The sequence below is a fragment of the Nonomuraea sp. NPDC050643 genome, from assembly GCF_040654715.1.
In the GTDB taxonomy this organism is placed as follows: Bacteria; Actinomycetota; Actinomycetes; order Streptosporangiales; family Streptosporangiaceae; genus Nonomuraea.
This window is the reverse complement of the sequence record NZ_JBFAIM010000088.1, coordinates 46292-54038: the sequence shown is the minus strand read 5'-3', so window position 1 is coordinate 54038 and position 7747 is coordinate 46292. Positions and strand designations below refer to the sequence as shown.

General features: G+C 70.2%; 7 protein-coding genes and 1 pseudogene. 6 read left to right on the top strand and 2 right to left on the bottom strand.

The genetic code is table 11. The features are described 5' to 3' along the window. Positions 1-110: 110 nt before the first annotated feature. Positions 111-452: pseudogene (locus AB0I15_RS59220) on the bottom strand (ATP-binding cassette domain-containing protein); the annotation flags it as partial. Between the two features lie 140 nt (positions 453-592). Here AB0I15_RS59220 and AB0I15_RS59215 point away from each other — a divergent pair. From AB0I15_RS59215 to AB0I15_RS59205, 3 genes are read left to right on the top strand one after another with little or no spacing between them, the layout of a single operon-like run. Then, a complete protein-coding gene (locus AB0I15_RS59215; RefSeq protein WP_358117905.1) occupies positions 593-2215 on the top strand; it encodes an SPFH domain-containing protein in 1623 nt (540 codons plus the stop codon). Next, entirely contained in the window at positions 2212-3453 is a 1242-nt protein-coding gene (locus tag AB0I15_RS59210) for an SPFH domain-containing protein (RefSeq protein WP_358117904.1), read from the top strand. The genes AB0I15_RS59215 and AB0I15_RS59210 overlap by 4 nt, the downstream gene beginning before the upstream one ends. A 9-nt stretch (positions 3454-3462) precedes the next feature. After that, the gene (locus AB0I15_RS59205) at positions 3463-4236 is read left to right on the top strand and encodes a sporulation protein (RefSeq protein WP_358117902.1); all 774 of its coding nucleotides are present in this window, start codon (positions 3463-3465) and stop codon (positions 4234-4236) included. A gap of 13 nt (positions 4237-4249) precedes the next feature. On the opposite strand, the gene AB0I15_RS59200 is transcribed toward AB0I15_RS59205, so the two are convergent. Then, complete coding sequence (locus tag AB0I15_RS59200) at positions 4250-5038, bottom strand: class I SAM-dependent methyltransferase (protein ID WP_358117900.1); 789 nt, start codon at positions 5036-5038, stop codon at positions 4250-4252. Positions 5039-5196: 158 nt separating this feature from the next. On the opposite strand from AB0I15_RS59200, the gene AB0I15_RS59195 reads away from it, so the two are divergent. The 3 genes from AB0I15_RS59195 to AB0I15_RS59185 are packed head-to-tail and all read left to right on the top strand — an operon-like array spanning position 5197 to position 7677. After that, the gene (locus AB0I15_RS59195) at positions 5197-6237 is read left to right on the top strand and encodes a hypothetical protein (RefSeq protein ID WP_358117899.1); all 1041 of its coding nucleotides are present in this window, start codon (positions 5197-5199) and stop codon (positions 6235-6237) included. Further along, on the top strand, positions 6234-6854 hold the full coding sequence (locus tag AB0I15_RS59190) for a hypothetical protein (protein WP_358117897.1): 621 nt from the start codon (positions 6234-6236) through the stop codon (positions 6852-6854). The genes AB0I15_RS59195 and AB0I15_RS59190 overlap by 4 nt, the downstream gene beginning before the upstream one ends. Positions 6855-6864: 10 nt before the next feature. After that, on the top strand, positions 6865-7677 hold the full coding sequence (locus tag AB0I15_RS59185) for an inositol monophosphatase family protein (protein WP_358117894.1): 813 nt from the start codon (positions 6865-6867) through the stop codon (positions 7675-7677). The last annotated feature ends 70 nt before the right edge of the window (positions 7678-7747 follow it).

The following is a 7747-nucleotide window of genomic DNA, read 5'->3' as shown; positions in this document are numbered from 1 at the left end:
CAGCCACGAGCAGAGTCTGAAGCGATCACGACCGCCGAGGTGGGACCTTGATCGGCGTGTCACCACAAACAGGGCAAACCCAATCTGCTACGGCAGTAGTAGCCGCTCAGGTGGCGCAGGAGCTGGTGCACACGCCGGCGCCCGTGGTCGCGCCAGGACTGCAGCACCACCCCGAGCCGGGCCCGCCAGCGCTCGTCGCCGCGGGCCGGCTCGACGCCCAGCACCCGTACGTGACCTGCGGACGGCACCCGGAAGCCCTCCAGGATCTCGATCGTCGTGGTCTTGCCCGCGCCGTTCGGCCCGAGCAACGCGATCACCTCGCCGGGGCCGATCGTGAAGTCGATCCCCTTGAGGACCTCCTGCCCGTACGCCATCCGCAGGCCGCTGACCTCCATGGCGGCGGCCTCTTTACCCCGTTCGGCACCACCCGCGACCTCTCTCACAGCTCTCATTGATCCTCAAAATAGTAGGACTACTACATAAGTAGCATCTCTACTACAGGACGCAATACATATGTGACACCACATTGCAAGCGAACAGTAAGTCACACCCGATACGGTCGAATTCGCCTGTAGCGGAAAAGGAAGGTTCGATGTCACGACCCAGAGAGGCACTGATCCAGGCAGGTCAGGGCATAGCCCACGCGGTGGCCCAAGGGGGTGACGTACGGCAGGCGATGGGCCAGGCCATGGGGCAGGTCGTCGACCAGGCGGGGCAGCTCGCGGGCCAGGGCCGTGGCTTCGCGCTGAACCCCCACGACTTCGCCGCCGCACGTGACGGCGGCGTGTCCGTCGGCACCCTCATCGAGGCCCGGTCGGCCTCGCTCAACGAGGCCGGCGAGATCATCAACCGCAGCTTCGCCGAGAACGGCATGCACGTCATCTCCCCCGTGGTGATCCCCAAGGGCAGCACCGCCAAGGTGATCGTGCCGCTGGGCATCCTCGTGGTCCTCGGCCTCATCGGCGCGCTCGGCAACGTCATCCCGAGGACGGACGTGGTCTTCGGCCCGCACTACTGGGTGGTGCTGGTCCTGGCCGCGGCGTTCCTGTGGTGGCGGCGCAGCGTGGTGATGGTGCCCGAGGGCTGCAAGGCGCTCATCACCAAGTTCGGCAAGCTGGTGCACATCGCGGACCCGGGCCGGGTGACGCTGTTCAACCCGTGGAAGCGGGTCAGCTACATCGTCAACACCACCCGCGAATACCCGTTCAACGCGCCGATCAGCGAGGCCCCGACCCAGCAGGGCGTCAAGGCCAGCGTCGACCTGTTCCTGCAGTTCAGGATCGAGAACCCGGCCGAGTTCATCTTCGTGCTCGGCTCGGTCAGCGGCTTCCAGTCCAAGCTCCAGAACGCCATCAGCGAGGTCACCCGCTCCCTGATCTACGCCCAGCGGGCCGAGGACATCTACGACCTGGTGGGCGAGAGCACGCTGGGCATGCTGGAGAGCCTCAACCAGCAGTTCCTGCCCGCCGTACGGCTCACCGACGTGAACATCACCCACGCCGAGCCGTCCAGCCAGGAATACCGCATGGACCTGGCCGCCCCCGAGATGGTCCGCGTGGCCAAGGAGGCCTACACCTACGAGTACGAGCTCCAGCTTCGCAAGGAGCAGAACGAGGGCGACCTCATCAAGGAGCTGGCCGGGCTGCAGGAGACGCTGAGCGCCATCCAGGCGGAGATCGCCGGCCACCAGGCCCGCATGGACACCGCCCTCGAACGGGCCTCCCACCAGGCCACCGCGCAGGCCAGGCAGCGCCTGGTCGAGGCGGAGTCGACGGCCAACGCCAACTCCGCGCTCCTGGAGGCGCAGGCCCTGGACATCAGGGCGCTGTCGGCCGCCGAGGCGCCCGAGATCCTCGACTACCGCTTCCAGCAGGACCTGCTGACCAAGCTGGAGTCGGTCGCCACCAGGCTGCCGCAGGTGGTGCAGATCGGCGAGCAGACCGACATCGACTTCCTGGCGCTGGCCCAGCAGCTCGTGGGCGGCAAGGGCGCGGTGCTGTTCTCCCCCGAGGACATGGCCGCCATCCGCTCCAGGCTCGACGACATCGCCGCGCGTGTGCGCGACCGCGAGGACGAGATCGCCACGCTGCTCAGCAAGAACGCCGCCGACGTGACCGAGCCGCCGGCGTTGCCCGAGCCGGACTCCGATCTGGAGTCGACGGTCGAACGGCTGCTGCCGGGCGGCAGGCACCACGTGATGGGTGAGGGACAATGAGCAGAGAATTCTCGAAGATCAAGGAGTCGCTGGCCTCCTGGGGAGACATCCGCCAGCTCCTGCGCGGCGGCGAGCAGGGCCAGCTCGTGCCCGTCGTCATCCCCAAGGACCGGCGCGGCTTCGCGTGGATGACGCTGGTGTTCCTGGCGCTCTACTTCGCCGGGGTGGCCGCGCTCACCGACTTCACCCTCATCGCGGCGTTCGCGGCGCTGCTGAGCCTGCTCGTGGCGATGATCACGATGTGGCGCAAGGCGATCATCGAGATCGAGGAGGGCACCACCGGCGTACGCAGCCGCTGGGGCGCCATCACCGGCACGCTGCCGCCGGGCCGCCACTACCTCTGGCTGCCGTGGGACCGGGTGGACGCGGTCGTCGACACCTCCACCGAGATCCCGTACTCGGCGCCGATCGTGGCCTGCCCCACGGCCGAGAACGTGCCGCTGAAGTCGATCGAGTTCTTCCTGAAGTTCCGCATCGTCGACCCGGTCGCGTTCGTCCGCACCATCGGCGCGGGCAACTTCGACCTGGTGCTCTCCAGCGCCGTCCAGGACGCGATCAGGCAGCGCAGCCGCCGGGTCAACACCGAGCGCGCCTACGACCTGCGCGGCTCCGACGTCGGCGACATGCAGGACGCCCTCAACCGCCAGCTCGGCCGCTACGGCGTGCGCATCACGGGCGCCAACATCCCCGACGTCCAGCTCCCCGACCAGTACCAGCAGCACCTGGCCACCCGCGAGAAGGTCGCCAAGGAGCTGTCGGCCTACGAGCGCGAGTGGGAGCTGACCCGCAAGCGGCGCATCGACACGCTGCTGATGGAGATCGAGCGCTCCAAGAAGACCCGTGACGCCCGCGTGGTCGAGGTCAAGGCCGCCCACAACACGGCGCGCAAGGACGTGGCGCGCATGCTGGAGGAGCAGGAGACCGAGGCGCAGCGGGTGACGTGGGAGATCGAGGCGCGCGGCCGGGCCGAGCTGACCGCCGCCGAGAACGAGGCCAAGGCCCTGCGCCGGCTGGCCGAGTCATATCGGGACAACCGGGCCGTGCTGCAGTACGAGCTGGCCCGCAGGCGCCTCGACGTGGGCGCCAAGTTGGCGGAGAATGCCCCCCAGCCGCTGGTCGTACGCACCCAGCAGGGTCAGTCGGACTCCGCCCTCTCCACCCTCCTCCTGGCCCAGCTGCTCCCCCGCATCTCGGGTACGGGAACGGGTCAAGTGAACGGCCACACACCTTCCGTATAGGAGAACCCCATGGTGTTCCGCAAGTTGATGGCCGCCTTCGGCGCGGGCGTCGAGGTAGACACGGTCTTGACCAACACGGGCGTGCGCCCCGGCGAGCCGCTGCGCGGCGTCGTCCATTTCCGTGGTGGCAACTCCGACTACAAGGTCGAGGGCATCTACATCGATCTCACCGCCGTCGTGGAGGTCGAGTCGGGCGACAACGAGTACAAGTCGACCTACAGCTTCCTGCGTCAGCAGGTCGCGGGGACGTTCCAGCTCGCCGCGGGCGCGCAGCACCAGCAGCAGTTCGAGATCGCGATCCCCTGGGAGACGCCGATCAGCGCCATCGCCGGGCATCCGCTGCACGGCATGAAGCTGGGCGTGCAGACGGAGCTGGCGCTGGCGGGCGCGCTCGACAAGGGCGACCTCGACCCCCTGTTCGTCAGCCCGCTGCCGGCCCAGGAGCACGTGATCGGCGCCCTCGACCGGCTGGGCTTCCAGTTCAAGAAGGCCGACCTGGAGCGCGGCACGCTGTACGGCTCGACCATGCCGTTCTTCCAGGAGATCGAGTACTACGCGGGCGGCCAGTGGCGGCGCTACTTCAACGAGCTGGAGCTGACGTTCATCGCCGGGCCGCAGAAGATGGACGTCATCCTGGAGGCCGACAAGCGGGGCGGCTTCCTGAGCTCGAGCCACGACGCCTACAACCGCTTCACCGTCCACTACAACGACCCGCCGAACTCGGCGGACGCGACCCTGCAGCGGGGCCTGGAGCAGATGGCCCGCCACCGCGGCTGGTTCTAGGGGGCGGCTGGTTCTAGACACCCGTGACGGCCAGCAGGTGGCCGCTGACCCCCAGGAGTGAGGGCTCGCACTCCAGACGTCGGGCGGCGTCGAGCAGCAGCTCGCGCCGCCCGTCGTCGTCCAGCCAGTCGTCGACGTCCCCGTAGAGCCAGAAGGCGCCCTCCAGGCCGTAGCGGCGGGGCTCGGGCAGGCCGGCGGCGGCGAACTCGGTGAGGATCTCCTCCGGGTCGTGGAAGTAGCCGCGGAACCCGGCCTCCGTCGTCGCCGACACCATCACCCCGGTCTCGACGGAGTGGTAGTCGGCCGCCCGCTGCTCCTCGCCCAGAAGGGTGCCGTGGTAGACGCTGTCGTGCAGGCCCGCGTACCGGCTGATGAAGGCCGCGGCGACCAGGCCGCCGGGGCGGGCGGCGCGGCGGGCCTCGGCCAGGGCGCGCACCCGGTCGGCGCGGTCCGGCAGGTGGTAGAGGGGGCCGAGCAGCAGCACCACGTCGGCCCGCCCGTCGGGGACCGGCAGGTCGCGGGCGTCGCCGAGGCGGGCGCGCACGCCGGGCAGCGCCGCGGCCTCCCTGACGTGCAGCGCCACGGGGTCGATCAGCTCGACCGCGTATCCCTCGGCGGCCAGCCACTCGGCGTGCACGCCCGTGCCGCCGCCCACGTCGAGCACCCGGGCGGGCGCCGGTGGCAGCGTGCGGCGCAGCACGTCGCGGGTGCGCCAGAACTCCAGGCGGTTGCGCCCCCGCCGCAGCCGGGTCAGCTCGCCGCCGCGCTCGTAGTAGCCCAGGACGTGAGGATCCACGATCATGTCTTCGGATCCTACAGACGCCCGTGAACCGGGCTCGAGGCAATATTTCGCGTCATCTTCCGCTAGGAGATCGCTCCTTTCCGTGCGCTGGCAGTCGCATGGCGCGGTCGTTACCATGACCTCGGGAACTGACTGATCGTCGGACGACGGGGCGAGCGATGGCACGGTTCATGGCGGCGATGAAGCGTACGGCCCCATGGGCGGCGCGCAACGCCGACGGCGCCATCGCGCTCGGGCTGGCCATCGTGGTCGGCGTGCTCGGCATCATGCCCCCCGAGATCTTCGGCTCGAAGGGCTCCGACATCCAGCGCCAGCTCGTGACCGCCTCCACCCTGGTGATCATGGCGCTGGTGGCCACCGCGCTGCTGCGCGACCGCGCCCGCCAGGCCCCGGTGGAGAAGACGATCACCTCGGGCGCGCTGGCCGAGCTGCCCGTGCGCCTGGCCCGGCTGGAGGAGATCGACTCCCTGGTCCACAGCACCCGCAAGGCGCTCGACTCGCTCCAGCTCGTCCGGGTGCTCGGCAGTCGGCAGGAGATCGCCCACGCCCACGCCGAGGCGCGCAAGGACACCAGCAGGTGGAGCTTCAAGGGCGGCACCGGCACCTACCTGCGCGCGGTCACGCTGCCCGCGTGCGTGGCGGCGGCCCGCAGGGACAAACGCCACCTCACGGTCAGGATCGAGGTCGTCGACCCGACCAACCTGGAGGTGTGCGAGACCTACGCCCACTACCGCCGCTCGCTGTCCGACGCCCCCGACGGCACCGGCGAGACGTGGACCACCGACCGGGTCAGGAAAGAGTCGTACGCGACCGTCCTGGCCGCCTTCTGGCACCGCCAGCGCTACGGCCTGCTCGACATCGAGATGGGCCTGTCCTCGACGATGACCACGTTCCGCTGGGACCTGTCGTCCAGCCGCCTGATCATGACGGTCGAAGACCCGAACAGGGCGATGACCGCGCTGGCCGACACCTTCTACTACGAAAACTGCGACACCGAGCTGCGGCTCAGCTTCGAGCAGGCCCGGCGGGTGCCGCTCGACCGCTACAAGCGGGTGCCGCTCGGCGACGAGCCCACCATCGAGGAGGTGCAGGAGCTGTTCGAGCACATCGGGGTGCCCCTGCCCAAGTCCTACGACGGCCGCGACGTCGTCGACATCGCCCGCAAGGCGCTGCGGGCCCTGGATCCCTATGGATCATGAGCTACAGCGGCGTGCGTGAGCTGTTACGCGGCGCGGGCGGGGCCCGGCCGTGGGCGCTCGGCGCGCTGTCGAGGCCCGGCCTGACCGCCGTACGCCATCCGCTCGGCTTCGTCTGCCTGCCGCTCGAGCGCGACGGTGGCGAGGGGGTATGTCTGCATCTGTGGTCCGATTCGCTCGCGCACGCGGAGAGCACCACCTCGCAGATCCACTGCCACAGCTGGGATCTCGTCAGCCACGTGCTCTACGGCCAGGTGCGCAACGTGCACGCGGTGGTCACCGACGCGGGCGCGGACGCCACGCACCGGGTGTTCGAGGTGGTCAGCGGGGCCGACGGCGACCGCATCTCGCCCACCGGCCGCACCGTGCGACACGCCACGGGCCTGGTGGAGGTGTTCGGCCCCGGTGACACCTATACGCTGGCCGCCGACCGTTTCCACAGCAGCGTCGTGCCCGAGGGCGGTGAGGCGGCCACGATCGCGCTGGGCCGGGGCCGGCCCGGCGGCCGTGACCTGTCGCTCGGCCCGCTGGGCGGCGGGCCGCATCACGTGTCCAGGCAGCCGCTGGACGCCCGGGAGACGGCGCTGGCCGTACGCCTGATCACCGCGCATCTGACCTGAAGGGCAGCCGATGGACCTGGAGCACGCTCGCACGATCGCCGTCGAAGCCGCCGAGTCCGCGGGCGCGCTGCTGAGCGAGGGCACGCGGGGGGCGCTCGGCGTGCGGGCCAAGGGCGACGCGGGCGACGTGGTCACCGATCTCGACCTGGCCTCGGAGAAGCTGCTGCTGGAGCGGATCCTGACGGCGTACCCGTCGCATTCGGTGATCGCCGAGGAGTCGGGGCTGGTCGGGGCGGCGGGCGGCGAGTGGACGTGGCTGGTCGACCCGCTCGACGGCACCAACAACGTGGCGATCGGGCTGCCCACCTACGTGGTGGGGGTGGCGCTGTGCCACGACGGGCTGCCGGTGCTGGGCGTGGTGCACGACCCCGTCTCCGCCCAGACGTGGTCGGCCGTGCGGGGACAGGGGGCGGTCTCCTCCTGCGGGACCTCCTACGGGGTCCGCCTGGCGCCCGCGTACGCGCCGAGCCCGCACGGCCCGCTGCTGGCCTGGACCCAGGGCTACGACGTGACGCGGGCCGACCCGGCCGTGCGGGCGCTGAAGTCCACCCTGGAGCTCAAGGCCCGCCGGGTGCTGCAGTTGTGGGCGCCGCTGCTGGCGTGGGCGATGCTGGCGCGCGGCGACATCGACGGCTTCGTGGGCTACCGGGCCGGGGTGGTGGACCTGCCCGCCGGGGCGCTGCTGGCCCAGGAGGCGGGCATCGAGATCCGGGCCCTCGACGGCGGCCCGTTCGAGGAGCGCGTCAGCGGCCCCGCCGAGGTGCGCAGCTTCGTCGCCGGGCATCCGCAGGCCATGCCCGAGCTCCTCGCCCTTCTCCGGTGAGGAAAAGTCCACAGAAAATGTGTGTCCTTTGTCGATGAGTTCCGCCGCCGTTCGACGTCTATTTAGAGGG

What these genes read in the sequence shown, in the direction of transcription:
- AB0I15_RS59185 (WP_358117894.1), top strand. Translation starts at nt 6,865, where the DNA reads ATGGACCTGGAGCACGCTCGCACGATCGCCGTCGAAGCCGCCGAGTCC.
- AB0I15_RS59200 (WP_358117900.1), bottom strand. Translation starts at nt 5,038, where the DNA reads ATGATCGTGGATCCTCACGTCCTGGGCTACTACGAGCGCGGCGGCGAG.
- AB0I15_RS59210 (WP_358117904.1), top strand. Translation starts at nt 2,212, where the DNA reads ATGAGCAGAGAATTCTCGAAGATCAAGGAGTCGCTGGCCTCCTGGGGA.
- AB0I15_RS59215 (WP_358117905.1), top strand. Translation starts at nt 593, where the DNA reads ATGTCACGACCCAGAGAGGCACTGATCCAGGCAGGTCAGGGCATAGCC.
- AB0I15_RS59205 (WP_358117902.1), top strand. Translation starts at nt 3,463, where the DNA reads ATGGTGTTCCGCAAGTTGATGGCCGCCTTCGGCGCGGGCGTCGAGGTA.
- AB0I15_RS59190 (WP_358117897.1), top strand. Translation starts at nt 6,234, where the DNA reads ATGAGCTACAGCGGCGTGCGTGAGCTGTTACGCGGCGCGGGCGGGGCC.
- AB0I15_RS59195 (WP_358117899.1), top strand. Translation starts at nt 5,197, where the DNA reads ATGGCACGGTTCATGGCGGCGATGAAGCGTACGGCCCCATGGGCGGCG.